Raw genomic sequence first — 24,328 nt, 5'->3', positions numbered from 1 at the left:
GCAGGCAAGCCCACCCGGTCCACAATACGGGCGTGAACCATATGCCCCCAGCAAGCCCCGTCGCCAATGCGCCGGCCAGCATCACCCATTACGAAAATTTTCCCGTCGCCTCCTGGCTATGCCCGCCACGGCTGCGCGCGCCCATCGCCGCCATCTACCACTTTGCACGCACCGCTGACGACCTGGCCGACGAAGGCGAACACTGCGCAGAGAAGCGCCTGGCACAGTTGCAGCAATATGCCGCCGATCTGCAGCAGCTAGGCAGCGCTGGCGAAGCCGCCATGCTGATGCGAACCTCCTGGCCCCATGTCTTTGGCCCCCTGGCAGTTCAGGTTCAGGCCCATCGTCTACCCAAGCCATTGCTGGCAGACCTGCTCAGTGCCTTCGAGCAGGATGTGCGCATGACGGCCGCCCAGAGCCGCTACACCGACATGGCCCAGTTGCTGGATTACTGCCGCCGCTCGGCCAACCCGGTCGGCCGCCTGCTGCTGCATCTGTATGGCGTGGTCAACGCCAAGACACTGATTCAGAGCGACGCCATCTGCACCGCCCTGCAACTCATCAACTTCTGGCAGGATCTGAGCCAGGACTTGCCGCGCCAGCGCCACTACCTGCCGGATGCCGATCTGGCCCGCCACGGCCTTGTGCGCAGTGCCATCAAGCCGGAAGCAGCGGCATTGACACCCGAGCTGCGCTCTTTGCTCGGCGAGCTCAACCGCCAGGCCCGCAGCCTGATGATCCATGGGGCGCCTTTGGTGCATCAGCTACCCGGCCGAACAGGCTGGGAACTGCGCCTGGTCGTGCAAGGCGGTCTGCGCATTCTGGACAGACTGGACGCCATGCAGGGGCGCAACCTCTATCAGCGCATCAAGCTGAGCAAGCTCGATATGGTCGCCATGCTCTGGCGAGCCGTGCGCATGTGATCGAAAAGATAGCCCCGAACTCCTTATAGGCCTGTGCAAGGCGCTATTGAATTTGACATCCAACCAGGTGCATACCGCGCATTTCACTGTTGTGTCGGCCAACCGCCCGCGTCATGGGACAATGCTCCCCCTATGAATCCGGATCAGTACGTCCAAGACAAAGCCGCCTCTTCAGGCAGCAGCTTCTATTACGCCTTTCTCTTCTTGCCCAAGGAGCGCCGCGCCGCCATCACGGCTTTCTATGCCTTCTGCCGCGAAGTGGATGACGTGGTCGACGAGGTCACGGATCCCGGCGTGGCAGCCACCAAGCTGGCCTGGTGGAAGACCGAGGTACACAGGGCATTCACCAGTCAATCCGTCCACCCCGTGATGCAGGCACTGATGCCCCACGCCAAGACCTATGGCATCGAAGAGCGCCATCTGCAGGCCGTCATCGAAGGCTGCCAGATGGATCTGGATCAGACCCGCTATCTGGACTTTGCCGGCTTGCAGCGCTACTGCCACCTGGTCGCCGGCGTGGTCGGCGAGGTCGCCGCCCGCATCTTCGGCCAGACCGAGGAGCGCACCACCGAATACGCCCACACGCTGGGCCAGGCTCTGCAGCTGACCAACATCATCCGCGATGTGGGCGAAGACGCCATGCGCGGACGCATCTACCTGCCCATCAGCGAGCTGCAGCAGTTCGACGTCAAGGCCCACGAGATCAACAAGCGCGAGTACTCGGATCGCTTCACTGCACTGATGCGCTTTCAGGCCGAGCGTGCCCACAGCCTGTATGACAAGGCGCTGGGCCTGCTGCCGGACGCCGATCGTCACGCACAAAAGCCCGGCCTGATGATGGCGAGCATCTATCGCACCCTGCTGCGCGAAATCGAGTCCGAAAACTTCCAGGTGCTGCACCAGCGCATCAGCCTCACGCCGCTGCGCAAGTTCTGGCTGGTCTGGAAAATGCAGGCACTGGGCCGCATGTAAGCGCGCCATGCAAGTTGCCATCATCGGTGGCGGCTGGGCCGGCATGGCTGCCGCAGTACAGCTCTCGCTCAGTGGCCATCGGCCCACGGTTTTCGAAGCCGGCCGCCAGTTGGGTGGCCGGGCCCGCAATCTGGGGCTGCCAGGCGGCACCATCGCCGACAACGGCCAGCACATTCTGATCGGAGCCTATGCCGAATGCCTGAGGCTCATGCGCGTCGTGGGTGCAGCGCCAGAGCATGCCCTGCTGCGCAGGCCACTGGCCATGCGCTACGCCGATGGCAGCGGCCTGTCCTTCCCCAACCTACCAGCGCCGCTGGACGCACTCGTCGGCATTGCCAGCGCCAGCGGCTGGTCACTTCGCGAACGTACCGCCCTGCTGGCGCGCGCCCTGCGCTGGCGAATTCAGGGCTTTCGCTGCGCAGACCAGGCCACCGTGGCCGACATCTGCAACGGTCTGCCAAAGCGCCTGCTCGATGAGTTCATCGAACCTCTGTGCGTATCAGCCCTCAACCTGCCAGCCTCGCAGGCAAGTGGCAGCATCTTCTTGCGTGTGCTGCATGACGCCCTGTTCGCGGGCACAGGCGGCTCGCACTTTATGGTGCCACGCCGCGGCCTTGGCGATCTCTTTCCCGTCCCGGCTGCGCAATGGCTGCAAGGCCGCGGCCATGCGGTGCATACAGCCAGCCGCATTCAGGAGCTGATTCCACATGGCCGGCAATGGCTGCTGCGTGCATCCAACGCGGCACTGACACCAGCGCTTGAGCAATCGCGCTTCGATGCCGTGCTGCTGGCCTGCTCACCTCAGGAAGCGGCCCGCCTGGCCCTGCTGGCTGCCGAAGACCAGCGACTTCCCGCACGCGACGGCGTGCATTACCAGCACTGGGCACAGACCGCGCAGGCGCTGGAGCACACGGCCATTGCCACGGTCTATGCGCGCACCTGCCATCGCCTTGCAGCCGAGTTGCCTTGGCTTGCACTGCAGCCTGACGAGCAGGCTCCAGCCCAGTTTGTGTTTGACCGTGGGCATCTGCAGCCCTCCGATAACGTCCAGCAAGGTCTGATGGCTTTTGTCGTCAGCGACTGCCGCACGGACCGCGAAACACTGGAGCAGCAGGTACTGGATCAAGCCCGTCAACAGTTGGACTGGCAGGACATTCAAGCTGTGCTGACCGTGGTTGAAAAGCGCGCCACATTTGCCTGCAGACCCGACGTGAAGCGCCCTGGCATGGAACTTGGCCATGGCCTCTGGGCTTGCGGCGACTATGTGAATGGGCCCTACCCGGCGACGCTGGAAGGCGCGGTACGTTGCGGACTCGCGGCGGCTGAGGAGCTGGCCCGGATGGACCAAGGCTGAGCAGCTCTAGAGCAAACCCTATCAGCACAATCCTGATGTCTGGATAGTCCATCTGAACCGGGTTTGACAGCGATTTGACAGCCACAGTTGCAACCATGCTCGAAGAGGCAATCTCTCAGCCGCATAAAGCCAAAAGCAACGGAGACAACATGGCATCCACGTTCGACAAATCCACTCGCGAGATTCTAAGCATCTCGCGCCGCCATCTGCTAACCGGTGCCGGAGCCCTGGCCTGCAGCAGCCTGCTGCCTGGCATGGCCCGCGCTGCCGATGACAGCTGGCCCAACCGCCCGATTCGCTTTGTCGTGCCGTTTGCGCCCGGCGGCAGCTCTGAAATCGTGGCCCGCTCCACCGCCGCAGAGCTGTCCAAGACCATCGGTCAGAACGTATTCGTGGACAACAAGCCCGGCGCTGCGGGCAATATCGCCATGCAGGAAGTGGCTCGCGCCGACGACCAGAGCACGGTCATCCTCGGCCATATCGGCACCCTGGCCGTCAACCCCTATATTTTTGACAAGCTGCCCTGGGACCCGAAAAAGGACTTTGTGCCCGTGAGCCTGCTAGCCAAGGTGCCCAGTCTCTATGTGGTGCACCCCGATCTGCCCGTCAAAAACATTGCCGATCTGGTGGCCTATGCCAAGAAGAACCCCGGCAAGCTCAGCTATGGCTCGGCCGGCAACGGCAGCGCAGGTCATCTGGCCTTCGAATATCTGAAGATGACGGCCGACATCTTCATGCTCCACGTGCCTTATCGCGGCACCGGCCCCATGATGACCGACCTGCTCTCGGGCCGTCTTGATGCTGCCTCGGTCGGCGCCGCCGCGCTGCTGCCCTTCATCAAGGCCGGCAAGGTGCGCTGCATCGCCACCGGTTCGACCAAGCGCCTGCCACAGCTGCCTGATGTGCCCACGGTGGCCGAGCAGGGCTTTCCCGGCTTCGAGATGACCCAGTGGTACGGCATGCTTGCCCCTTCCAGCCTGCCTCGCGCCCATGTGGACAAGCTGGCCGCAGAATGCGCCAAAGCCGTCAAGGCACCCGATGCGCTCAAGCGCCTGCAAGGCGACGCGGCCGAACCCATTGGCAGCACGCCAGAACAGTTTGCCCAGTTCATCGCCACCGAGCAGAACCGCTGGCAAAAAGTGCTCAAGCGCGCGCAGGTGAAACCGGGTTGAACCCCGAGGTGCCGCACCTTCCCCCTTCGTTTCGGAAGGGGGGCAAGATCCTCAATGCAGGGCAGACCTTGCTCGATGTCCTGAGTCGGTCAGCCCTTATGGCGCACAGTTCGTGGCGCAGCTCAGTGGCTCTCTATCCACCACTGGATGATGATCTTGGCGATATAGCCAACAAAGCCCACGCCCAGGCCCAGGCAAATCACAAAGGTGCCGAACTTGCCTGCCTTGGACTGACGCGCCAGCTGCAGGATGATGAACACCATGAACAAGATGAAGGCACCCACGCCCCATGTCAGGAAAAAGTGGGCGATCTGCTCTTCCGTATAACCGAATATCACGACAACCAGGTCCTTACAGCCCTTGCCAGGCCCTGGTCGCGCAGCGCTCAGACGGCAGGCGCTATCGCGTCATCCCTGGCAGGGAATGCCGAGGCATCCACCAGGTCTCGATAGGCGTGCCAGCTGGCATGGCCCAGCAAGGGCATCACAACCACCAGCCCCAGCAGATAGCTGCCAAGGCCCAGCAAAGTCAACATCACAATCAGTGCCGCCCACAAGGCCATGGGGCCCGGGTTGGCCAGCACCACGGACCAACTGGTCAGCACGGCCTGGCGCACGGTCACTCGCCTGTCCAGCATCAGCGGCATCGCCACCACGCTGGACGCAAAAATCGGAGCAGCCAGAAAGCTGCCCAAAGCCATCCATTGCACAAACAGCTGACCGTCCCTGGCCAGCACCACATGCGCAATGAAATCCTGCAGGGTCTGCACCCGCACAGGTGACATCACAGTGATCAGCGATGCCGAAATCAGCACCCAGCCCGTGGCCGCCAGCGCCAGCATGGCGCCGAACCTGACCATGCACCAGTACCCGCCCCGCCCCGTGGCATGGCAGCTTTGCCATTGCGTCCAGGTGCGGCGGATCAGACCCCAGTCTGCCACCTCGCCGCGTTCGACGGCCCTGCTGATGGCGTAGAGGCTGGTGGCCACCAGAGGCCCCACCACCAGAAAGCCCGACAAGGCTCCTGCCATCAACCAGAAGCGATTGTGCCCCAGGGTCAGGATGGCTGCACCGATCAGGATCAAGGCCAGACCATGCGCCAGACTGATTAACGGAGCGTTAGAAATGTCCTGCAAGGCTCTGGACAGCCAAACCAGAGGCCGGCTCCAGGCAATGGTTCGCACAGGTGCCAGCGGAGGCGGCGTGAGAAGGCAGGCAGACAGACAGGTAGGCATAGGCGGTCCTTCTTCGCTGACCCGCAAAGCTTTCCCTCGTCCCGGTCAACGATCTGCCAGCCCCTGACACAACTGCCAAAGGCTGGCGACTGTGACGTGGGGTTCAGGACCCACGCAAGGCCATGCTACCTGCCCGCGGTTGAGCCAGACTGCGTGCATACCCGCATCCATGGCGCCCCGGGCATCCAGCTGCGCATCGTCGCCGATGTGCAGCACATGCTCGGGAGCCACGCCGGCCGCATCCGCTGCCGCCTGAAAAAAACGCGTCTCGGGCTTGGCCATGCCGGCTGCGCTGGCAGACAGCGAGGCGCGAAAATGCTCGCCGATACCCACCACATGCACATTCGCATTGCCATTGGACAGGGCCACCACAGGCCAGCGCTGCGAGAGAAACTGCAGCGCTGGCAAGGCATCGTCAAACAGCTCGACGCGCTGGCGAGCCGCAAAGAACTCCTCGAAGGCCGGTTCGGCCAAGGCGGGATCGTCACCGGCCCTGGTCAGCGCCAGTCGGATGGACTCGCGGCGCAGGCCGCTGAGATCGGCCTTCAGATCCGGGCGCAGTGCAACGATTTCATGACGCAAGGCGCGCACCTTGTCCGTATCGCCCAGGTGCTCGGCCGTACCGGGGGCATGCTGCGCGAGCCACTGCAGCAAAATGGCCTCTGCCTTGGCAATCGTGGGCCAGATGGGCCAGAGCGTGTCGTCCAGATCCAGGCTGATGGCGCGAATCTGGCCGCTGTGGCGCAGGCGCTGAAGAGTTTCAATGGCAAGGGCTGTGGTGTCTTGGGATTGCATGCCCGAAGAATAGCGGCCCGGCTAATGCCGCAAAGCGGCTGCGCCTATCCGATTAGCTGACACAATTGCGCCATGCCATCACGCTTTGCGCCCGAACCCCGCTTCCGCCACGATCAATCCGCACGCACCGGCATCCTGCTGTGCAATCTGGGCACGCCGGCCGCGCCCACGGCCGCCGCAGTGCGCCCCTATCTGGCGGAGTTTCTCGGTGACGATCGCGTGGTCGAGATTCCCAAGCTCGCCTGGTGGCCGATTCTGCACGGCATCATCCTGCGCACCCGCCCGGCCAAGTCGGCTGCCAAGTACGCTACCGTCTGGCATGAAAAGGACGGCTCCCCGCTGCTGCACTGGACCACGCGCCAGGCCACTTTGCTGCGCGGCTGGCTGGGCGAACGCGGCCACAATGTGCTGGTGCTGCCGGCCATGCGCTACGGCACGCCGTCCATTGCGGCCCAGTTGGATGCACTCAAGAAAGACGGAGTGACGCGCATCCTGATTCTGCCGCTGTACCCCCAGTACTCGGGCACGACCACGGCCAGCGTGTTCGACGCCGTCTACGACTGGGCCAGGACCCAGCGCCATATTCCCGAGCTGCGTTTCGTCAACCGCTACCACGACCATGCCGGCTATATCGAAGCGCTGGCACAGCGCATCGAAGCACACTGGCGCGGCCACGGCCGCGGGGACAAGCTGGTCATGAGTTTTCATGGCGTGCCCGAGCGCACCTTGCATCTGGGCGACCCCTATCACTGCGAATCGCACAAGACGGCACGCCTGCTGGCCGAACGGCTCAAGCTCGGCAACGAGCAGTATCTGGTGACCTTCCAGTCGCGCTTTGGCAAGGCCAAATGGCTGGAGCCCTATACCGAACCCTCGCTGATTGCCATGGCCCAGGCTGGCACCCGGCGCGTCGATGTGGTCTGCCCCGGCTTTACCAGCGACTGTCTGGAGACGTTGGAGGAAATCAAGCAGGAAGCGCGTGAAGCCTTTTTGCATGCGGGCGGCCAGCAGTTCGAGTACATAGACTGCCTCAACGACAGTGCACCCTGGATCACCGCACTCAGCGATATTGCCCAGCAGCATATGCAAGGCTGGCCCACCGGGCGCGAGGACGACGCCGAGCTCAAGGCCCGCGCCCAGCACGCCAAGGCGGCCGGCGCGCCGCAGTAGGCGGCCATCGAACGAACTGGCACGGCATATGCTGCCTCCGGCAGCATGCATATTCACGCCCGCTCCATTCGCTATTTCGACATGATTCGCCGCTGCGGCTCCATACGCGAGGCCGCGCGCCATCTGCATGTGGCGTCATCGGCGGTCAACCGCCAGCTGCTGCAACTCGAGGATGAAATCGGCAGCCCGCTGTTCGAGCGCCTGAGCTCGGGCCTGCGGCTCACGGCCGCTGGCGAAGTGTTTTCGCGCCATGTGATCACGGTGCTGCAGGACGAGCACCGCCTCAGCACCGAGCTGGAGCAGCTGCGCGGCGTGCGTCGTGGCTCGGTCAGCGTAGCGGCGGTAGAGGGCTTGAATGCCGACCTGATGCCGGCCGTGCTCACGCAGATGCACAGGCGCTATCCCACGATTCAGATTCATGTGCGCACCTGCGGCTCCCAGCAGGCGGCACAGGCCGTGATTCAGGGCGATGCGGACGTAGGCATAGGCTTTTCGGTCAAGCGCCACGACAATCTGCGCCAATGCACCATGGGCCGCTTCGCGCTGGGTGCCATCGTGCCGCCCAAGCACCCGATTGCCCAGCTGGAGCGCGTGGACTTTGCACAATGCGCGGCCTTTCCGCTGATTCTGCCAACGCCCGAACTCTCCATGCACGACTTGCTGCAGCCCTTGCTGGCGCACCACAAGCGTGCATTGCAGGTGTTGCTGGAAACCTCGTCCATCGAGCTGGCCAAGAGTCTTGCCGAACGCGGCGTGGGCATTTTCTTCCAGAGCCGCCTGGGGCTGGAGCGCGAGCTGCGCGAAGGCCGGCTGGTCCATGTGCCGCTGGATACCCCCACCACGCTGTACTCCGAACTTGGCGTCTATGTGCGTGCAGGACGCACGCTGCCATCGGCACTCGACGCCTTCAACCGCATCGCGGCCGATGCCATAGAAAGCCGCGAGGACGAGGAAAGTGTCGCCCTGCGTGAATGGGTGGCACGCACGCAGACCGCCGCTGCGGCGGCTTCCGCCACGAGCTGAGACCACCCTCGGCCTGTGCCTGCACCGGCATTGTGCGCATCGCTTCTCGCGAATGCACCAATGCCGTGCAAAGCTTTACCCATCAGCGCTTAGCGCTCACATTTTTAGATCACCCTGCAGCAAAAGCTGCGCTATCCAGCACGGACTGCGCTTCCTAAACTGACTCCAGTTCTTCAGTTTCTGGACGCCATTTGTGAGCACCTCTGCCCTCCCCCTCATCGACATCAGCGGCCTGCGCAGCCATGACCCTGTGGATCAGCACCTGGTGGCCGAGCAGCTGCGCCAGGCTTGCGAACAGCGCGGCTTCTTCTATATCACAGGCCATGGCATAGACCCGGCGCTGATCAGCAGCCTGTTTGCCGCCAGCCAGCGCTTCTTTGACCTGCCCATGACCGAAAAGCTGGCCGTGGACAAAAAGCTCTCCCGCTGCAATCGCGGCTATGAGCCGCTGCGCGCCCAGACGTTGGAGAGCGGCGCACCACCCGACCTCAAGGAAAGCTTCTACGCGGGCGCCGAGGTCGCGGCCAACGATGCGCGTGTGCTAGCCGGCCGCTTCAATACCGGCCCCAACCAATGGCCCGAAACCCTACCCGACTTCCGCGCCGTGATGCAGAACTATTACCAGGCGGCCTATGGCCTGGGCGCGACCATTGTGCGCGGCCTGGCCTTGTCGCTGGGCGTGCCGGTCAGCCACTTCGACGGCTATCTCAAGGACGCCGCCGCGACCCTGCGCCTGCTGCATTACCCGCCCCAGCCTGCCAATCCCGAACCCGGTGAGAAAGGCTGCGGCGAACACACGGACTTCGGCGGCGTGACCTTGCTGCTGCAGGACGAGGCCGGCGGGCTGCAGGTCTGGGACAAAGACCTCGGCAGCTGGATCGACGCCCCCCCCGTGGCCGGCGCCTTCGTCGTCAACATCGGCGATCTGTTCGCGCGCTGGACCAACGACCGCTATGTCTCCACCTTGCACCGGGTCATCAATGTCTCGGGGCGCGAACGCTACTCCGTACCCTTTTTCTTCACGGGCAATCTGCTGCACAAGGTGGAATGCATTCCCACCTGCCTGGACGAGGGCGAGCAGCCCAAGTACCCGGCCGTCACGGTGGAGCTGCACCAGATCGAATGCTATCGCCGCACCTACGGTTGACGGAGGCCACGATGAAAAGCTCACGCAATATGGTGCTGATCCACGGGGCCTGGCAAGGCAGCTGGGCTTTTGCCGCCTGGACGCCTCTGCTGCAGGCCCGGGGCTGGAAGGTGCTTGCCGTCAATCTGCCGGGCAACGATGCCGCCGCCGAAGATGACAGCTGCGCCAATCTCGACGGCTACACCGCCCATGTGCTGCGCGTGCTGGAGTCGCTGGACGGCCCTGCCGTGGTGGTAGGTCACAGCGGTGGCGGCATGACAGCGTCTCAGGTCGCCCAGGCCGCCCCCGAGCGGGTCAGCGCCCTGGTCTACCTGGCCGGAATGATGCTGCCCAGCGGCATGAGTTATAGCGATGTGATCGCGCAATGCCGCGCTGCCGATCCGGGCTTTGACTACCAGGGCATAGGCCCGCATCTGGCCTGGAACGAGCAGCGCAATGCCAGCAGCGTGCCGCTGGAAGCCGCCATGGCTTTGTTCCTGCATGACTGCCCTCCGACCGCAGCGCTCAAGGCGGCCAGCCGTTTCTGCGTCCAACCCGAAACGGGCCGGGCCATGGTGAATCGGCTCAGTGCCGACCGTTTTGGCCAGGTGCCACGCATCTATGTGGAATGTCGCCAGGACCGCTCCGTGACGCTGCCGCTGCAGCAGCGCATGCAGCAGCTCACGCCGGGCGCCAGGCGTATCAGCCTCGATTGCGGACATGTGCCCCAGCTGGCCTGCCCTCAGGCCCTGAACGACGCCTTGCTGCCTGCTATCAATGAAATTCAGTCAAAACCCTTTATGAGCTTGCGCATGCCGCTCATCAATGTATAGCAACCAATTACCCCGGACTCGTATTCTTCAGGAGTTATTCATGACGCGCCCCACCACCCACTTCAAACGCTCCGCCCTTTTCGCCGTGCTCGTCGCCTGTGGCGCTGCGGCCCAGGCGGCCGACAAGCTCACGGTACAGCTCGACTGGCTGCCCGGGGGCGACAAGTCCTTTGTCTATGTCGGCGTGCAGCAAGGCTTTTTCAAGGACGAAGGTCTGGACGTGAAGATCGTTCCCGGCCGAGGCTCGGCCGATGCCGTGACCAAGGTGGCCTCGGGCTCTGCCGATGTGGGTTTTGGCGGCATTTCGGCGCTGATGATGGCCGCTGCCGAAGGCAGGATTCCCGTCAAGGCCGTGATGTCGCTGTATTCCAAACAGCCCGATGCGCTGTTCACGCGCGCCGACAGCAAGATCAGGAACCTGAAGGACATGGAAGGCAAGACGGTGGCCATGCCCACCTTCTCCTCGTCGAATGCCCTGTGGCCCATCGTGCTGCAGAAGAACGGCGTGGACGCCAGCAAAATCAAGGTCATCAAGTCGGACCCGGCCACGCTGGCTCCCATGCTGGCCCAGGGCCGCGTGGACGCGACCATCAACTGGGTGACGGTGGCTCCGGCCTTCGGCGCCGTGCTCAAACAGGCCGGCAAGGAGCTGTCGGTCCTGCCCTGGACGCAGTTCGGTCTGGACGGCTATGGCTGGTCCGTCATGGCCAGTGACAAGACCATCAAGGAACGCCCCGAAGTGCTCAAGCGCTATGTGCGGGCACTGGGCAAGTCGCTGGAGTTCTCCATCCAGAACCCGCAAAAGGCGGCCGAGTCACTGAAGGCCCAGGTGCCCGAAGCCGACACTGCCGTGGTCAAGGCCGAATTTGAAGCCTCCATCCCGCTGCTCAGGAACGAGATCAGCCAACGCGACGGCCTGGGCAAATTCGAGCCCCGGCTGCTAGCTGCCACCTGGGGCTGGGTGGCCCAGTCCATGAGTTACGACCTCAAAAAGGTCGACCCGGAAACGCTGGTGGATCGCCGCTTTCTGAGTCAGTAAATCCCATGTGAGGGCGGCGCAGCGCCGCCCTCACGCTCCCGCCCTTGTCCTTCCTTGATCGCCTGCCATGCAATACGTAATCGATCTGAACGCGGTCACCCAGACCTTTGTCTCCAGCGATGGCAGCCCTGTCACGGCCCTGCAAGGCGTGGACCTGCATCTGCGCCGCCACGAATTCGTCTCCCTGATCGGCCCCTCGGGCTGCGGCAAGTCCACCATATTGCGCCTGATTGCGGGTCTGATCCGCCCCAGCAGCGGCGAGGTACGCATCTTCGATCTGCCCGTGACCGAACCACGCGACGAGATCGGCATGGTGTTCCAGAAGCCCACGCTGCTGCCCTGGCTCTCGGTGCTGGACAACATCACCTTCCCCATGCGCCACAAATACGGCCATGTGGAAATGAAGGAGGAGGCCCGCGCCCAGCAACTGCTGGAGATGATCGGCCTCAGGGACTTTGGCCACAAGCGGCCCCACGAACTCTCGGGCGGCATGCAGCAGCGCGTCGCGATTGCACGCTCGCTGCTGCATGACCCGGACATCTTGCTGATGGACGAGCCTTTTTCGGCGCTGGACGCACTCACACGCGACGAGATGAGCCTGGAGCTGCTGCGCATCTGGAACGAGCGCCCCAAGACCGTGGTCTTTGTGACCCACTCCATCCAGGAGGCCTTGCTGCTGTCCGACCGCATCGTGGTCATGAGCGCTCGCCCGGGCCGCGTGGCCGACATCATCGATGTGCCGCTGGCACGACCGCGCAGCATGGCCACCCTGGCCGATCCTGTGTTTACCGAAATGGCCAACGAGATTCGTCTCCAGGTCTTCAGCAAACACCCCGCACACGCCTGAAGATCCTCCCGCAGCCCCAAGAGGCCCTCTATGTCTGCCCTCATACAACGCCATGCTTCGCTGCTGGTCTTCCTCGCCGTCCTGCTGTTCTGGGAGGGCACCTGCCGCCTGGCGCATATCCCGGAATACATTTTTCCCGCTCCCAGCCAGATCTGGCTGGCTGCTTCCGAGATGGGGCTGCAGCGCTGGCTGGAGCATGTCACGGCCACCTTGCAGGTCGCGCTCATAGGCTATGCGCTGGCGATCGCGCTGGCCATTCCGCTGGCCATCGCCATCACGCGATCGCAGCTGCTCTCGAAAATCATCATGCCCTGGCTGGTGGTGATCCAGTCCACTCCCATCGTGGCCGTAGCCCCCATCATCGTCGTCACTCTGGGCGCCGGCCTGCTGCCCCGCGTGGTCATCACCACGCTGATTGCCTTTTTCCCGCTGGTGGTTTCCACCGCCCTGGGCCTGGCCTCGGTGCCGACTGAGCTGGTGGAGCTGTCGCGCTCGCTGCGCGCCACCACCAGCCGCCAGTACTGGCAGATTCGCATGCCGTTTGCCGTGCCCTATGTGTTTTCGGCCCTCAAGGTCTCCATCACGCTGGCCATTGTGGGAGCCGTGGTCGCCGAGTTCGTGGCTGCGGAAAAAGGCCTGGGCTATCTGATTCTGTTTGCCACCTCCTCCTTCAAGGTGCCCGTGGCCTTTGCAGCACTGGCACTGCTGGTGCTGTGCAGCCTGCTGCTCTATGGTGGCGTGCAGCAGTTGCACAAGCGCTTCTTTCCCTGGAGCCAGAGCACTCCAGCCTGATCAACACAAGGACCGCCACCATGACAGACAAGAACTTACCCCCTCAGGGCCTGACGCCCTCTGCCGAGCAAATCCAGCGCAATCTGCGTCGCGCCCAGGACGTGGCCCAGCGCGCCACCCAGATGGGCCACCACCCCTTCGGCGCCGTACTGGTGGGCCCCGACCAGGAGACCGTGCTCATGGAGCAGTGCAATATCGACACCGTCAACCACGCGGAATCGACCTTGGCGCGCATGGCGGCCACCAATTACACGGCCGAGTTTCTCTGGAGCTGCACGCTCTACACCAATGTGGAGCCCTGCTGCATGTGCGCCGGCACGGCCTACTGGGCCAATATCGGCCGCATCGTGTTCGGCATGACCGAGCACCGATTGCTGGAGTGCACGGGCAGCCATGGCGAGAATCCGACCATGAGCGTCTCGTCACGCTATGTCTTCGATCATTGCCAGAAGGCCGTGGAGCTGATCGGCCCCGTACCCGAGATGGAGGCCGAGATCGCCGCCCAGCAGCAAGCCTTCTGGGCGCGGCGCTGAGAACCACGCCAGCAGGACGCTGCCATGCTGCTAACCCATCCCTCGTCACCCCAGGCCGCGCAGGCCCTGGCCCGCAAGCTCGGCAATGCCGCCTGCTTCATCGCCGGGGGCACGCTGCTGCAGCAGTCATGGCCCGAGCCTCGTCTGGCCCCGTCGGCCACACATTTCATCAATGTGATGCACTGGCCCGAGATGCAGCAGATCAGCCTCGGCCCGCAATATCTGCACATCGGTGCAGGCATGCGGCTGGAGGCCGTCCGCCGTCACCCCTGGGTGCAGCAGCACGCGCCCGTGCTCGTCAAGGCCCTTGATCAGCTAGGGGCCATGGGAATACGCCGCCTGGGAACCCTGGGCGGCAATATAGGCTGGGGCGAAGGCGACTGCTGCCCGGTATTGCTGGCCATGGATGCGCAGGTCGAGTTGACGGACGGCAACCTGCAGTCGCTGGCGCAGACGCTGAAGCTCATGGACCGGCCCCTGATGCTGTCGTTCCTGCTGCCGCGCAGGGATGTGATGGAGCCCCGGCCTTTGGTATTCGAGAAAGTCGGCTATCGCGCGGCATTCTCCCCCGCGCGCCTGCGCATGGCCTTGCGCTGGAGCGATGCACAAAAGCGCCTGAGCCTGGACCGCATCGCCGTGGCGGCTCCCGGCATTGGCGTGCACCGCCTGCAAGCCACGGAAAAGCTGCTGAGCTATGCGCAGGAGCTGCAGATCCGACCCTCCCTCGGCGATATACGCACCACCTGCGAGCAAAGCCTGCCCCCCGACCTGGCCCGGATCGCCAGCCGCCTGATTGCCGGACATTGCGGGCTGCTGGCCTGAACCGCCATGGAATTTCTCACCACTCATCACATTCGCGATCTTGGCCTGGAGCCTTTGCCGATCCGACCCGACGCCGCAGTCAAGCTCGGCGGCAACCCGGGCTTTCTGAGCGACCGCATTCAGCCAGGTCAGCTGCGCGGAGCGATTCTCGGCAGCCCCCATCCCCATGCACGCATTCTGCGCATCGATACCAGCGCCGCCAAAGCTCTTGCGGGTGTCCATGCCGTGGTCACACATGCCGATATCCCGGGCTTCAAGTACTACGGCCTGCGCAAGGAGGATCGGCCCGTGCTCTGCATCGACAAAGTGCGCCATGTGGGCGACCCGGTCGCCGCCGTTGCGGCCGTGGACATGGAGACGACGCGCCAGGCTCTGGCGCTGATCCGCGTCGAATACGAACTCCTGCCCTCGGTCTGCGACCCGATCGCTGCCCTTGACGGCACGGTGGCCGCCAACCCACAGGTCCATCAGGACGGCAATCTGCTGCATGCCGCCAGCCACCGCCAGGGCGACATGTCTGCGGCCCAGGCAGCCACCGTACACAGGGTGCAGGACAGCTATGTCACGCCGCGCCAGATGCACGCCTTTCTCGAGACCGAAGGCGGGGTGGCCGAGCCAGATGGTGCGGGCGGCCTGCGCCTGTTCTTCGGCGGCCACAACCCTGCGCGCGACAAGCAGGTCATCGCCGATATGCTGGGCCTGGCGCATGACAGGGTGCATGCCGTAGGCTCGCCCGTGGGCGGCTCCTACGGCGGCAAGGACGAGCTGACGATTCAACCCATCGCGGCCCTGCTGGCCTGGAAGACGCAACGCCCCGTGCGGCTGCATCTGACACGTCCGCAATCGGTGGACCTGGGCGTCAAGCGCCATCCCATGCAGATCGCAATGCAGACCGGCTGCGATGCACAGGGCCGGCTTACCTACCACCAGGTGCAGATAGTGGCCGACACCGGAGCCTATGCCACGCATGGCCCCGAGGTGCTGGATGCCGCGCTCGAGCATGCCCCCGGCCCCTACCGGTATCAGGCACTGGACCTCAGTGCCAGGCTGGCCTATACGAACAACGGCATCGCGGGCGCGTTTCGCGGCTTTGGCGCCGTGCAGGTGCAATTTGCACTCGAGCAGCAGATGGACAGGCTGGCTGCGCTGGTCGGCATGACAGCTGACGCGTTTCGCGCCCTCAATCTCGCTGCTCCCGAAGCCCCCGGCCCGCTGGGCCAGCATGTCGTGCCGTTTGACGGCGCCCAACGCGCACTCGATGTCGCCCGCCGGCAAGCGCTGTGGCGCGGGCCGCATCGCTGGGCCAGCGCGGACGGCCGCCATCTGCACGGCGTGGGCCTCACGCTGATCCACCGCAGCGACGGCTTTGGCAAGGGAGGCCCCAGCGACTGCCGCATGGAGCTGGCCCTGGCCGCCGACGGAGCGATCGAGCTGCGCTGTGGCTTTACCGAGCTGGGACAGAACCTGGTCGGGACCATCCAGAGCCTCGGCGCCCGCTATCTGGGCTGCGCTGCCGATGCCATCCGGCCGGTACTGGGCGATACGCGGCTGACGCCCGACTCGGGCCCGGTGGCCGCCTCGCGCGGCACCACACTGGTATGGCGCGCCTTGCAGCAGGCAGTCCAGCCCTGGCAGCAAGCCTTGCTACTGACTGCCGCAAGACTGCGGCCCGATATTCCTCTGCGCTGCGGCGCACGAGGCCTGGAAAGCGATGCAGGCCTGTGCCTCAGCTATGCCGATCTGGCAAAGGCATCGGGCGAACAAGCGCCCTGTATCTCCATCGACCTGCGCGCAGAGGACCCGGAGGGCAACGCGCATGACACCCACTTCGTCTTCGGAGCCTGCGCCGCCATTGCCCAGGTACGCATCGACACCTGGAACGGCATGGTTCAGGTGCAGCGGCTGGTGATGTGCACGGCGCTGGGCCCCGTGGCATCGGCCCAGGGCTATCTGGGCCAGATGGAAGGCGGCGCCCTCATGGGTCTGGCCATGGGCACGCAGGAGGAGCTGGCTTGCCTGGACGGCCGCTACCAGGCGCGCAATCTCGACGGCTATCTGATCCCCACGCTGGCCGATGCCCCTGACATGCAGGTGCTGGCGATCGAGAACCTTCCCGAGGGCGACCCCATAGGCCCGCGCGGAGCCGGCGAGATCAGCGTCAACCTGGCCCTGCCTGCAGTGGCCAATGCTCTGGCCGCCGCACTTCAGCACCCCATCACGCAACTGCCCATGACCCCTGAGCGCGTGATCGCGCTGCTGGAAGCGGGCGCGGAGCCCTTCACACCATGACGACGACCCACATCCCGGATCACGGCGTAAAGCCGCTCGCAGCCAGCGCGAAGGAGGCCCCGGCTTTTGTGCTGCAGCTGAATCTGAACGGCCAGCCGGTCAGCGCCAGCTGCAGCCCCGATACCCGGCTGCTGACCTTGCTGCGCGAGCACTGGAACCTCACCGGAGCCAAGCCTGGCTGCGAAGTGGGACGCTGCGGAGCCTGCATGGTCTGGCTCAATGCGGAGCCCGTGAACGCCTGCCTGCTGATGGCCTATCAGATCCAGGGCCACACCGTGCGCACCATCGAGTCCGTGGCTCAGGACAGCGCCAGCGAACCCGTGCGCGACGCGCTGGCGCGCTGCGGCGGCGTGCAATGCGGCTATTGCACCTCCGGCATGGTCATGAGCATGAGCTGGCTGCACCAGCAGCAGCCCCGTCCCACGGCCGCCGAGGCCGAGGCCCAGATGTGCGGAAACCTTTGCCGCTGTACGGGCTATGGCGGTATCCGGCGTGCTGTGCATGAGCTGTTTCCAGCTGGGCAAATCGCATGATTTTTCTAAATCAATAGCTGCAATCTCTTACCTACAAAGCGATTCATCCACTTTTAACCACATTTATCAGAAACCACGCCGTTGGCTTGCCGGTTCATGACCCCAGGCAATAAGCAGACAAGTTTATCTTGGTTGGCCCTGTCGCGGCAAGACCGGACAATAGAGGCCCTGGGCATAGCCATGCCCCTGACGAATCGGCTTTGCCGACTCCTGCCATGAAAAACTCTCTGACACGCTATGCACTGGGTCTGGGCTTGAGCCTGGGTGCCAGCGCCTGGGCGCTCGCGGCCCAGCCCCTGCTCAGCCCCGAGCAACTGCAGCCGCTGCTCCAGCAGGCCGATATCCGCCTGATCGATATCCGCGACCCCAAAGCCTTCGAGGCCGGCCATATCGCCCAGGCCGCCAACGCCCCCTACGGTAAATGGCGCGGCCCGGCCACCAATCCTGGCGAGCTGCCCGACCAGGCCAAGCTGGTGGCGCTGATCCAGTCCCTGGGCCTGACGCCGACCACACATGCCATCGTGATCTCCAGCGGTGCCGATGCCACGGACTTCGGTGCCGCAGCGCGTGTGTACTGGACGCTCAAAAGCCTGGGCCTCAAGGAGCTGTCCATCGTCAACGGCGGCATGAAAGCCTGGGAAAGGGCAGGCAAGCCCCTGGGCAAGACCCAGACGCAGATTGCGCCCAGCAGCTACGCCCCGACTTTTGACGCCAGCTGGCTGGCCACCCAGCAGGACGTGGGCAAGCATATCGACCTCTCCAATGCGGCCCTGGTGGACTCGCGCCCCGACGCCTTCTATCTGGGCAAGACCCGCGCGCCGGCCGCCAAGCTCTCGGGCACCCTGCCCGGCGCACAGCAACTGGATTTCAACCAGTGGTTTGTTCCCGGGACTTCGCAGTTCGTGGATGCCGCCAAGGCCCGGGAAATCGCCGCCAAGATCGAGCGCCCGCAAGGCCAGGACATGGTGGCCTTTTGCAACACCGGTCACTGGGCGGCCACCGACTGGTTCGGCCTGTCCGAAATGGCGGGCCTGCCCAATGTGAAACTGTATGCAGGCTCCATGGTGGACTGGACGCAATCCAAGGACGCGCCGCGTATGGCCAACCAGCCGGGCCGCGCCCAGTCCTTGGCCTATGACGCCCAAAAATGGTGGGAAAAAACATTCAAGTAACCCCCTGAGTCGCTTCGCGCCTTCCCCAAGCCCGGCGCCCCCAAGGCACCCTTACTGCGAGGCGGCGGGGCCGCCCAGGACTTGCTTGGTGTCTCTGACTTGGTGTGTGGCGGTTTTACAAGCCTCGAACTCTTGAGGCACTGAATTAACACTAACAACATGAAACGACTTCCCATAACGGCCTTGCTGGCCGTTTTCTTTGGCTGGCTGCTGTGGTCGGTCTCGGTGCGTCAGGCGGCATTGTTTGCCGTGGGCATAGGCCTGGGCGCGGTGCTGGCCGGCAAGCGCTTTGGCTTCACCACGGGCTGGCGCATGCTGGTCGAGGAAAAAGACGGCAGCGGCATCTTCGGCCAGTTGCTGCTGCTGGCGCTGGCTGCGGCCCTGGCTATGCCTTTGCTGGGCCATTTCCCGGAGCTGACGGCAGCTCTGGGCCCACCCAGCATCAGCTTGCTGGTCGGTGCCTTTGTCTTCGGCCTGTGCATGCAGATCGCCGACGGCTGCGGCAGCGGCACCCTATACAAGGCTGGCATGGGCATCCCCATGAACACCGCCATACTGCCCTTGTTTGCGATCGGCAGCTTTCTGGGCAGCCTGCATCTGGGCTGGTGGCTGGACCTGGGCAATGCCGCCCCCGTGGGTCTGGTCACGCAATGGGGCTGGGCTCCAGCGCTGATCGCCACGCTGGTCGCACTGGCCGTGATCGCTGCAGGCGTGGCCCTGTATGTGAAAAAGGCCAATGCCGCCCTGAACCGCCCGGCCAAGCCGCTGCTGGTGCGCAAATGGCTGGTGGGTGCCGTGCTGCTGGCCATCCTGGCCACGCTCAACCTGATCATTGCGGGCCAGCCCTGGGGCGTGGTCTACGGCTTTGGTCTGTGGGCCGCCAAGATCGCCAACGCCACGGGCGCCGTCGATCTGGCCAGCAACTGGTTCTGGAGCCAGCCTGGCAATGCGGCGCGCCTGAACGAGACCGTGCTGCTGGACGTGACCAGCATCACCAATATCGGCATTCTGGGCGGCGCACTGTGGATTGCCGCCGGCAAGCCCACGGCGGCCAAGGCACTGACAGGCACGCAGTGGGTCGTGGCCCTGGTGGCAGGACTGGTGCTCGGCTATAGCTCTCGCCTGGCTTTCGGCTGCAACGTGGGTGCCATGCTCTCGGGCATCTCCACCGGCTCCATCCACGGCTGGATCTGGGTGCCACTGGCATTTGCGGGCACCATCTTCGGACTGCGCATCCGCCGCCATTTCGGCTTCTGAGCAAGGAACAACCATGACCTCACCTAGCACCTTGCGCACCGTATTCTGGGCCGTGCTGCTCGTCTTTCTGGCCTGGGACTTTCATACATCGCCAGCCATCGACCTGCGCTTCGAAGCGCCGCTGATTGCCGCGGGCTCCGGCCAGGCCGCACAGGGCGGGCATTGCTCCATGCCTGCCGGCAAGTAAGCGCTTCGACCCCACCCGCTGCCCTGCCCAGAGAATGGTCAGGGCATTTTTCTTTGGGGCCTGCTCAGGCCTCGGGCTTTTCCAGCTCGAACCCGGCCGCCTCCCAGGCCGTCAGGCCACCGGACAATGGGCGGACATTGTGAAATCCCGCACGCTGCAATTGCCTGGCCACACGCGCGGCGGAGATCTCGTCGGGGCAGTCGCAATACACGACCAGGCCATGCTCATGCCGCTCACGCGGCAGCAAGTGCTCGTAGGCCGCCCTGCCCTTGCCCTGATGCTCCAGCCAGGAGCTGGCACCGGGAATATGACTCTGACCGAAGAGCAGGGGTTCGCGCACATCGATCACCGTCGGCGTGATGCCCTGAGCGTTGAGCCCCGCCAGTTCCTCGACCGACATGCGCGGCATCTTCAGCGAACGCACCACGCGCTGCCTCTGCCACCACTTGCGCGCCACGAAAACTGAGAACGCCACACACAGCAGCAGCAGCCCCCATTTGCCCAGGGCCGTCAGCACATCGAGCAAATCCTGCACCGTGGAGCTGAACAGCGAGCCCAGAAACACGGCCGAGCCCACCCAGATCAGGGCCCCCAGCGTATCGAACAACACAAAGGTACGCAGCGGCGTGCCCACCACGCCGGCCAGCGCACTGGCAATGGAGGCAAAGCCCGGCACGAACTTGGCCACCAACAAAGACCTGGCTCCCCAGCGACCATAAACGGACTCGGTCTGACGGATGCAGGCATCGGGCGAGAGCGAAATGCGGCAGATACGTCCCAGCACCCTGTGCCCATAGGCTCGGCCTGCGTGGTACCAGAGCACATCGGCCATCAGCGCTGCGGCCACCGCAATCACGGTGAGCCAGCCAAGGCGTGCCAGGCTGCCGCCCTCCAGCGCTCCGGTCACCACCAGCACCGGATAAGCCGGGATGGGTGCGCCCAGCTGCTCCACGAGCACATTGAGAAAGACAATGCCGAAGCCGTATTCCCGAATCAGATCGACGACAAAACCCATGACCCACGCTCCTTACCCCGACCAGGGTGAGCCACCGATGCTAGCGAGACGCGAACATCCCCAGTGCTGCGAGGTTGTTGCGCTTCATGCCTGGTGCAGATGGGACAGAACGGCCTCGAAATGCGCACTCACATTGAGCGCCGGCGCATGGCCGCAATCCGGCACTTCCAGCCAGGTCAGCAGACCTCGGGCACCAGGGCCGCGCTGCTGCATTTGCTCAGCCACCGGCTTGAGCACCAGATCGGACTGCTCGCCGCGCAGCAACAGCACGGGCAGGTGCAGCGCGTCATAGTGATCCCATAGCAGATAGTCGTTGTCATGCTCGGTGAACTGCTCGATCATGCGCGGGTCGTAATGCGGGGTGACGCGGCCGTCATCGCAACGGCGCGTACTGGTCTCGGTGAGCTTGCGCCACTCGAAATCGCTGAGCCAGCCATAGGGCTTGTAGGCCGCGCGAAAAAAGCCTTCCAGCTCGGCGACGGTGTCAAACACCGGCGGCCGGCCGGCATAGCTCCTGATGCGGGCCAGCGCAGCCTCGGCCAGCTCGGGCGCATTGTCGTTGAGCGTGAGCGTGAGAATGCGCTGCCTGAGATCCGGTTCGAACAGGCCGGATGCGCAGACCGTACCTATCGCACCGCCCATGCTGGTGCCCACCCAGTGCACCTGCTGCAGTGCCAGCGCATCCATGAGCTCGCGCGCCAGACGGGCATAAAAGCGCAACTGATACTCCTCGCGCGGATTGCGGCTCCACTGGCTCAGGCCTCGACCCAGCGTATCCGGGCAGATGACGCGATAGCCTTGCGCCGCGAGAAACTGCGCCAGTGCATCCATGTCGCGACCCGTGCGTGCCAGGCCATGCCAGGCGATCACCGCAGCCTTGATCGGGCCTTGCGGCTGCCAGTCAAGGTAATGAATTTCGTAGCCAGCGCAGTTCGCATAGCGGGATGCCGGCACGGTGGCCGCAGAAGCGCAGTTGTTGGGCATGGCAGGTTTCAGCATCAAAAAGGCCTCTAGCGCATATGTGATGAGCGCTATCAGCTATCAACTTCGGTAGTCGGCCGGCAGCCGTAGCCGCAGGCCGGTCATACGTATCAGTCCGGCACGCGGATGGCTCCGGCACTGACCTCTATCCTGTCGGCCGCTGCTGGCGTGCCGGCAATCAGCGGCAGATTGGCCGGCTGTATGGCCGGTGCCTGGCCCGGGTTGCCACCACGCGGCACGGTGCGCACCACCTGGCTGGGCGGCAGCGCCTTGCCGCTGGCAAGGTGGTCATACATGGCATCGAGCGCGCGGTTCAGGTAGACATGCAGCGGGATGTAACGCGTGTCGTAACCCGGCAGCACGGTCGGCAGGCCGATGAAGCTGTCGAAATGCTGGGCATTTGTGACCTCCACATAGCTGAGCTTGCTGGCAGCGCCTTCCACCCTCCGGTTGAGCGCCACATAGGGCCGCGTCGTGTGGTTCACGGGCAGCAGCGCATCCGCACGGCCATGGACGATGATGGTCGGCTTGCCCTGCAAATTGCCGCTGCGTCTTGTCTCGTCGATACCAGCCTGTAGCGCCCTGGCGGAGCCATCGTTGCCGGTGACGAGATTGCGCAGGCACAGCGCACCCGGCGTGTTCCAGTCGGCCACGCCCGAGTTCATCGACACGGAGAGGAAATCGCGCGCGGCACCGAACTTGCCCTTGTTGTTGATGAGCTGCACGCCGCTCGATGGGGGCACGCCGTTGCCCGTGGAGAACATGCTGACCAGCGCCCCGGGGGCCAGCGGCGTCACTGCGCCAGCAGCCGTCGCACCGGCATAACTGTAGCCGCAGAGGTTGTCCTTCACGCTGGCGCGCGAGAGCGAGTTGGCAAAGGTGACCGACACGGCGGGCGCCACCTCAAAGGCGGCCAGCGAGGCATGCAGCTCGCTGGATTCCGGTTCCCAGCCATAGTCGCGCAGCCTCTGCAAAGCTTCTTCGGCCTGGGCCGCCGTGGTCATGGCGTTCAGCAAACCGGCAGTCCTGAGTGCCGCGCAGCGGTTGGGCGCAATCGGCAGAGCCGTGCTGGCAAAGCCCGCGGCAAACGCAGCCGCATAGGGCGAGCCGCTGATCGAAGCTGCCAGAGAGGCACAGGGCTGGTAGAGGTTGGCATAAGTCGTGAAGTCCACCAGCGTCTTGCCCACCACAGGCAGCGCCGTGCCGCCGCGCTGCACGGTCACGCCGGGGTTGGCGGGCAATTCAACCGCTGGCTCGGACACGGCTACGCCGTTGATCAGCCCTTGCGAGTCCTGTTCGGCGGCGGCAATCGCCGCGCCGCCGCCGTTGGAGATGCTTGATGCGATGACGATGGTGTTGCTCGGTTTGAGCGTCCGCAGACGTTCGCCCAGAATGTTGCGGTCCCCATAGCGCTCGTTGAGCACGTAGTAGGCGAACTCCACGGCCTGCAGCGTGGTACGGCCCCAGTCCTTCTCTGGGTTCTGGCCCGAGTGCGCATGCTTGAAGGCAAAGCGGTTGGGCGTGGCAGTGTTGAAGGAAGCCAGCTCGCCAGCCGTGAGTCCCGCATTGAATGCAGCCTGCTTGCCCGCTGCCGCAGCCGTGCTGCGCGTGCCGTCAATCAGAGGCACAGTGTCGTTCATGAGGTCATGTGGCGCGGCCCCCGTGCCCTTGTCGGAATAGGCCACCGCGCAGCCGCGCTTGAGCCCCCATTCACCCGTCGTGATGGCGCCGTACACGCCGCGCGATCCCGAAGCCGTGGCGGTGATGATGCAGGCCTTCCTTGGGTCAAAGCTGGCCGGCACCTGCACCATGAGCGTGACGTTCTTGCGGCCCGTTCCGTCGTCCGAAAACGCGATGTACTCGATGCCGGCAATCCTGCCTTCGCCGGCCGTCACCCGGCCCTGCACATCCACATTGGGGCCGTAGAGCGTGCCGTAGCCACCCGCAGCTGTCATGTCCAGCATGGCGCGGTAATTGGTGTAAATGGCCAGGCGGCGCAGTTCGGCCGCCGTGGGCTGGAGCGCAATGGCAAAGCCCGGTGCCGTGGCCGCAGCCAGGCCGCTCTTGCCCATGCCTGCGGTCAGCAGGTCATCGCTGCTGCCGTCATAGCTCTGTTGCCGCACCGTGCCCAGGTAGCCGGGTTTGGCATTGAGCTCGCCTCCATCGCCGCCCCCGCAGGCGGTCAGCACGGCAGCCGCCAGCACCGCTAGGGCTGCGGGCGGTAAGGCAATCGCATAGGTCTTCTGCATGGGCTTTGTC

24 protein-coding genes are annotated in these 24,328 nt (G+C 64.4%); 18 read left to right on the top strand and 6 right to left on the bottom strand.

The window, feature by feature from the left end:
* Nucleotides 1–41 precede the first annotated feature (41 nt).
* From hpnC to AC1RTQ_RS20260, 4 genes are all read left to right on the top strand, one after another.
* On the top strand, nt 42–923 hold the full coding sequence (hpnC, locus tag AC1RTQ_RS20275; protein WP_492878376.1) for a squalene synthase HpnC: 882 nt from the start codon (nt 42–44) through the stop codon (nt 921–923).
* Nucleotides 924–1,055: 132 nt separating this feature from the next.
* Nucleotides 1,056–1,895 carry a presqualene diphosphate synthase HpnD gene (gene hpnD, locus AC1RTQ_RS20270; protein WP_302091773.1) on the top strand — a complete coding sequence of 280 codons (840 nt, stop codon included), beginning with the start codon at nt 1,056–1,058 and terminating at the stop codon, nt 1,893–1,895.
* Between the two features lie 7 nt (nt 1,896–1,902).
* Nucleotides 1,903–3,249 (top strand): hydroxysqualene dehydroxylase HpnE, encoded by a 1,347-nt coding sequence (hpnE, locus tag AC1RTQ_RS20265; RefSeq protein WP_492878374.1) that lies wholly within the window; start codon nt 1,903–1,905, stop codon nt 3,247–3,249.
* A 149-nt stretch (nt 3,250–3,398) separates the two neighbouring features.
* Nucleotides 3,399–4,421: a Bug family tripartite tricarboxylate transporter substrate binding protein gene (locus AC1RTQ_RS20260; protein ID WP_087086057.1), complete on the top strand. Its 1,023-nt coding sequence runs from the start codon at nt 3,399–3,401 to the stop codon at nt 4,419–4,421.
* Between the two features lie 122 nt (nt 4,422–4,543).
* Here the strand turns inward: AC1RTQ_RS20260 and AC1RTQ_RS20255 are convergent, their stop codons facing one another.
* From AC1RTQ_RS20255 to AC1RTQ_RS20245, 3 genes are read right to left on the bottom strand one after another with little or no spacing between them, the layout of a single operon-like run.
* Entirely contained in the window at nt 4,544–4,759 is a 216-nt protein-coding gene (locus AC1RTQ_RS20255; protein WP_003078455.1) for a DUF2788 domain-containing protein, read from the bottom strand.
* A gap of 47 nt (nt 4,760–4,806) precedes the next feature.
* Nucleotides 4,807–5,655 carry a DUF2189 domain-containing protein gene (locus tag AC1RTQ_RS20250; protein WP_492878372.1) on the bottom strand — a complete coding sequence of 283 codons (849 nt, stop codon included), beginning with the start codon at nt 5,653–5,655 and terminating at the stop codon, nt 4,807–4,809.
* 45 nt (nt 5,656–5,700) lie between these two features.
* Nucleotides 5,701–6,450, bottom strand: coding sequence for an HAD family hydrolase (locus AC1RTQ_RS20245; RefSeq protein ID WP_302091776.1), 750 nt, complete (start codon nt 6,448–6,450; stop codon nt 5,701–5,703).
* Nucleotides 6,451–6,522: 72 nt separating this feature from the next.
* Between AC1RTQ_RS20245 and hemH the strand changes: the two genes are divergently transcribed.
* The 14 genes from hemH (at nt 6,523) to AC1RTQ_RS20175 (ending at nt 20,073) form a co-directional block, all read left to right on the top strand.
* Nucleotides 6,523–7,620, top strand: a complete 1,098-nt coding sequence (gene hemH / locus AC1RTQ_RS20240; protein ID WP_304351091.1) for a ferrochelatase — start codon at nt 6,523–6,525, stop codon at nt 7,618–7,620.
* Between the two features lie 45 nt (nt 7,621–7,665).
* A complete protein-coding gene (locus tag AC1RTQ_RS20235) occupies nt 7,666–8,643 on the top strand; it encodes a LysR family transcriptional regulator (protein WP_492878369.1) in 978 nt (325 codons plus the stop codon).
* A gap of 193 nt (nt 8,644–8,836) precedes the next feature.
* Nucleotides 8,837–9,790 carry an isopenicillin N synthase family dioxygenase gene (locus AC1RTQ_RS20230; RefSeq protein ID WP_492878367.1) on the top strand — a complete coding sequence of 318 codons (954 nt, stop codon included), beginning with the start codon at nt 8,837–8,839 and terminating at the stop codon, nt 9,788–9,790.
* Nucleotides 9,791–9,801: 11 nt separating this feature from the next.
* Nucleotides 9,802–10,602 (top strand): alpha/beta fold hydrolase, encoded by an 801-nt coding sequence (locus tag AC1RTQ_RS20225; protein WP_492878365.1) that lies wholly within the window; start codon nt 9,802–9,804, stop codon nt 10,600–10,602.
* A gap of 40 nt (nt 10,603–10,642) precedes the next feature.
* A complete protein-coding gene (locus AC1RTQ_RS20220) occupies nt 10,643–11,641 on the top strand; it encodes an ABC transporter substrate-binding protein (protein ID WP_492878363.1) in 999 nt (332 codons plus the stop codon).
* Between the two features lie 67 nt (nt 11,642–11,708).
* Nucleotides 11,709–12,488 (top strand): ABC transporter ATP-binding protein, encoded by a 780-nt coding sequence (locus AC1RTQ_RS20215; protein ID WP_003078463.1) that lies wholly within the window; start codon nt 11,709–11,711, stop codon nt 12,486–12,488.
* 30 nt (nt 12,489–12,518) lie between these two features.
* Nucleotides 12,519–13,280, top strand: a complete 762-nt coding sequence (locus tag AC1RTQ_RS20210; protein WP_492878361.1) for an ABC transporter permease — start codon at nt 12,519–12,521, stop codon at nt 13,278–13,280.
* A gap of 20 nt (nt 13,281–13,300) precedes the next feature.
* Complete coding sequence (locus AC1RTQ_RS20205) at nt 13,301–13,813, top strand: nucleoside deaminase (RefSeq protein WP_492878359.1); 513 nt, start codon at nt 13,301–13,303, stop codon at nt 13,811–13,813.
* 24 nt (nt 13,814–13,837) lie between these two features.
* Nucleotides 13,838–14,635, top strand: coding sequence for an FAD binding domain-containing protein (locus AC1RTQ_RS20200; RefSeq protein ID WP_492878357.1), 798 nt, complete (start codon nt 13,838–13,840; stop codon nt 14,633–14,635).
* A gap of 6 nt (nt 14,636–14,641) precedes the next feature.
* Nucleotides 14,642–16,924 (top strand): xanthine dehydrogenase family protein molybdopterin-binding subunit, encoded by a 2,283-nt coding sequence (locus AC1RTQ_RS20195; protein ID WP_492878355.1) that lies wholly within the window; start codon nt 14,642–14,644, stop codon nt 16,922–16,924.
* Nucleotides 16,921–17,457, top strand: a complete 537-nt coding sequence (locus tag AC1RTQ_RS20190) for a (2Fe-2S)-binding protein (protein WP_492878353.1) — start codon at nt 16,921–16,923, stop codon at nt 17,455–17,457. The genes AC1RTQ_RS20195 and AC1RTQ_RS20190 overlap by 4 nt, the downstream gene beginning before the upstream one ends.
* A 215-nt stretch (nt 17,458–17,672) precedes the next feature.
* A complete protein-coding gene (locus AC1RTQ_RS20185; protein ID WP_492878351.1) occupies nt 17,673–18,629 on the top strand; it encodes a sulfurtransferase in 957 nt (318 codons plus the stop codon).
* Between the two features lie 159 nt (nt 18,630–18,788).
* Entirely contained in the window at nt 18,789–19,886 is a 1,098-nt protein-coding gene (locus AC1RTQ_RS20180) for a YeeE/YedE thiosulfate transporter family protein (RefSeq protein WP_492878349.1), read from the top strand.
* Nucleotides 19,887–19,899: 13 nt separating this feature from the next.
* Entirely contained in the window at nt 19,900–20,073 is a 174-nt protein-coding gene (locus tag AC1RTQ_RS20175) for a hypothetical protein (RefSeq protein WP_003057543.1), read from the top strand.
* A gap of 64 nt (nt 20,074–20,137) precedes the next feature.
* On the opposite strand, the gene AC1RTQ_RS20170 is transcribed toward AC1RTQ_RS20175, so the two are convergent.
* The 3 genes from AC1RTQ_RS20170 to AC1RTQ_RS20160 all read right to left on the bottom strand — a co-directional run bounded on the left by AC1RTQ_RS20170 (nt 20,138) and on the right by AC1RTQ_RS20160 (nt 24,318).
* Nucleotides 20,138–21,088, bottom strand: coding sequence for a rhodanese-like domain-containing protein (locus AC1RTQ_RS20170; RefSeq protein WP_302091790.1), 951 nt, complete (start codon nt 21,086–21,088; stop codon nt 20,138–20,140).
* 84 nt (nt 21,089–21,172) lie between these two features.
* A complete protein-coding gene (locus AC1RTQ_RS20165) occupies nt 21,173–22,087 on the bottom strand; it encodes an alpha/beta fold hydrolase (RefSeq protein ID WP_492878346.1) in 915 nt (304 codons plus the stop codon).
* Nucleotides 22,088–22,179: 92 nt separating this feature from the next.
* Complete coding sequence (locus AC1RTQ_RS20160; protein WP_492878344.1) at nt 22,180–24,318, bottom strand: D-(-)-3-hydroxybutyrate oligomer hydrolase; 2,139 nt, start codon at nt 24,316–24,318, stop codon at nt 22,180–22,182.
* Between the last annotated feature and the right edge of the window lie 10 nt (nt 24,319–24,328).

This window comes from Comamonas sp. GW821-FHT11H03, assembly GCF_058807955.1.
This window is presented reverse-complemented; position numbering and strand designations above follow the sequence as displayed.

What these genes read in the sequence shown, in the direction of transcription:
- hpnE (WP_492878374.1), top strand. Translation starts at nt 1,903, where the DNA reads ATGCAAGTTGCCATCATCGGTGGCGGCTGGGCCGGCATGGCTGCCGCA.
- hemH (WP_304351091.1), top strand. Translation starts at nt 6,523, where the DNA reads ATGCCATCACGCTTTGCGCCCGAACCCCGCTTCCGCCACGATCAATCC.
- AC1RTQ_RS20250 (WP_492878372.1), bottom strand. Translation starts at nt 5,655, where the DNA reads ATGCCTACCTGTCTGTCTGCCTGCCTTCTCACGCCGCCTCCGCTGGCA.
- AC1RTQ_RS20260 (WP_087086057.1), top strand. Translation starts at nt 3,399, where the DNA reads ATGGCATCCACGTTCGACAAATCCACTCGCGAGATTCTAAGCATCTCG.
- AC1RTQ_RS20200 (WP_492878357.1), top strand. Translation starts at nt 13,838, where the DNA reads ATGCTGCTAACCCATCCCTCGTCACCCCAGGCCGCGCAGGCCCTGGCC.
- AC1RTQ_RS20160 (WP_492878344.1), bottom strand. Translation starts at nt 24,318, where the DNA reads ATGCAGAAGACCTATGCGATTGCCTTACCGCCCGCAGCCCTAGCGGTG.
- AC1RTQ_RS20235 (WP_492878369.1), top strand. Translation starts at nt 7,666, where the DNA reads ATGCATATTCACGCCCGCTCCATTCGCTATTTCGACATGATTCGCCGC.
- AC1RTQ_RS20245 (WP_302091776.1), bottom strand. Translation starts at nt 6,450, where the DNA reads ATGCAATCCCAAGACACCACAGCCCTTGCCATTGAAACTCTTCAGCGC.
- AC1RTQ_RS20185 (WP_492878351.1), top strand. Translation starts at nt 17,673, where the DNA reads ATGAAAAACTCTCTGACACGCTATGCACTGGGTCTGGGCTTGAGCCTG.
- AC1RTQ_RS20170 (WP_302091790.1), bottom strand. Translation starts at nt 21,088, where the DNA reads ATGGGTTTTGTCGTCGATCTGATTCGGGAATACGGCTTCGGCATTGTC.
- AC1RTQ_RS20215 (WP_003078463.1), top strand. Translation starts at nt 11,709, where the DNA reads ATGCAATACGTAATCGATCTGAACGCGGTCACCCAGACCTTTGTCTCC.
- AC1RTQ_RS20180 (WP_492878349.1), top strand. Translation starts at nt 18,789, where the DNA reads ATGAAACGACTTCCCATAACGGCCTTGCTGGCCGTTTTCTTTGGCTGG.
- AC1RTQ_RS20225 (WP_492878365.1), top strand. Translation starts at nt 9,802, where the DNA reads ATGAAAAGCTCACGCAATATGGTGCTGATCCACGGGGCCTGGCAAGGC.
- AC1RTQ_RS20175 (WP_003057543.1), top strand. Translation starts at nt 19,900, where the DNA reads ATGACCTCACCTAGCACCTTGCGCACCGTATTCTGGGCCGTGCTGCTC.
- AC1RTQ_RS20190 (WP_492878353.1), top strand. Translation starts at nt 16,921, where the DNA reads ATGACGACGACCCACATCCCGGATCACGGCGTAAAGCCGCTCGCAGCC.
- hpnC (WP_492878376.1), top strand. Translation starts at nt 42, where the DNA reads ATGCCCCCAGCAAGCCCCGTCGCCAATGCGCCGGCCAGCATCACCCAT.
- AC1RTQ_RS20205 (WP_492878359.1), top strand. Translation starts at nt 13,301, where the DNA reads ATGACAGACAAGAACTTACCCCCTCAGGGCCTGACGCCCTCTGCCGAG.
- hpnD (WP_302091773.1), top strand. Translation starts at nt 1,056, where the DNA reads ATGAATCCGGATCAGTACGTCCAAGACAAAGCCGCCTCTTCAGGCAGC.
- AC1RTQ_RS20195 (WP_492878355.1), top strand. Translation starts at nt 14,642, where the DNA reads ATGGAATTTCTCACCACTCATCACATTCGCGATCTTGGCCTGGAGCCT.
- AC1RTQ_RS20165 (WP_492878346.1), bottom strand. Translation starts at nt 22,087, where the DNA reads ATGCTGAAACCTGCCATGCCCAACAACTGCGCTTCTGCGGCCACCGTG.
- AC1RTQ_RS20210 (WP_492878361.1), top strand. Translation starts at nt 12,519, where the DNA reads ATGTCTGCCCTCATACAACGCCATGCTTCGCTGCTGGTCTTCCTCGCC.
- AC1RTQ_RS20220 (WP_492878363.1), top strand. Translation starts at nt 10,643, where the DNA reads ATGACGCGCCCCACCACCCACTTCAAACGCTCCGCCCTTTTCGCCGTG.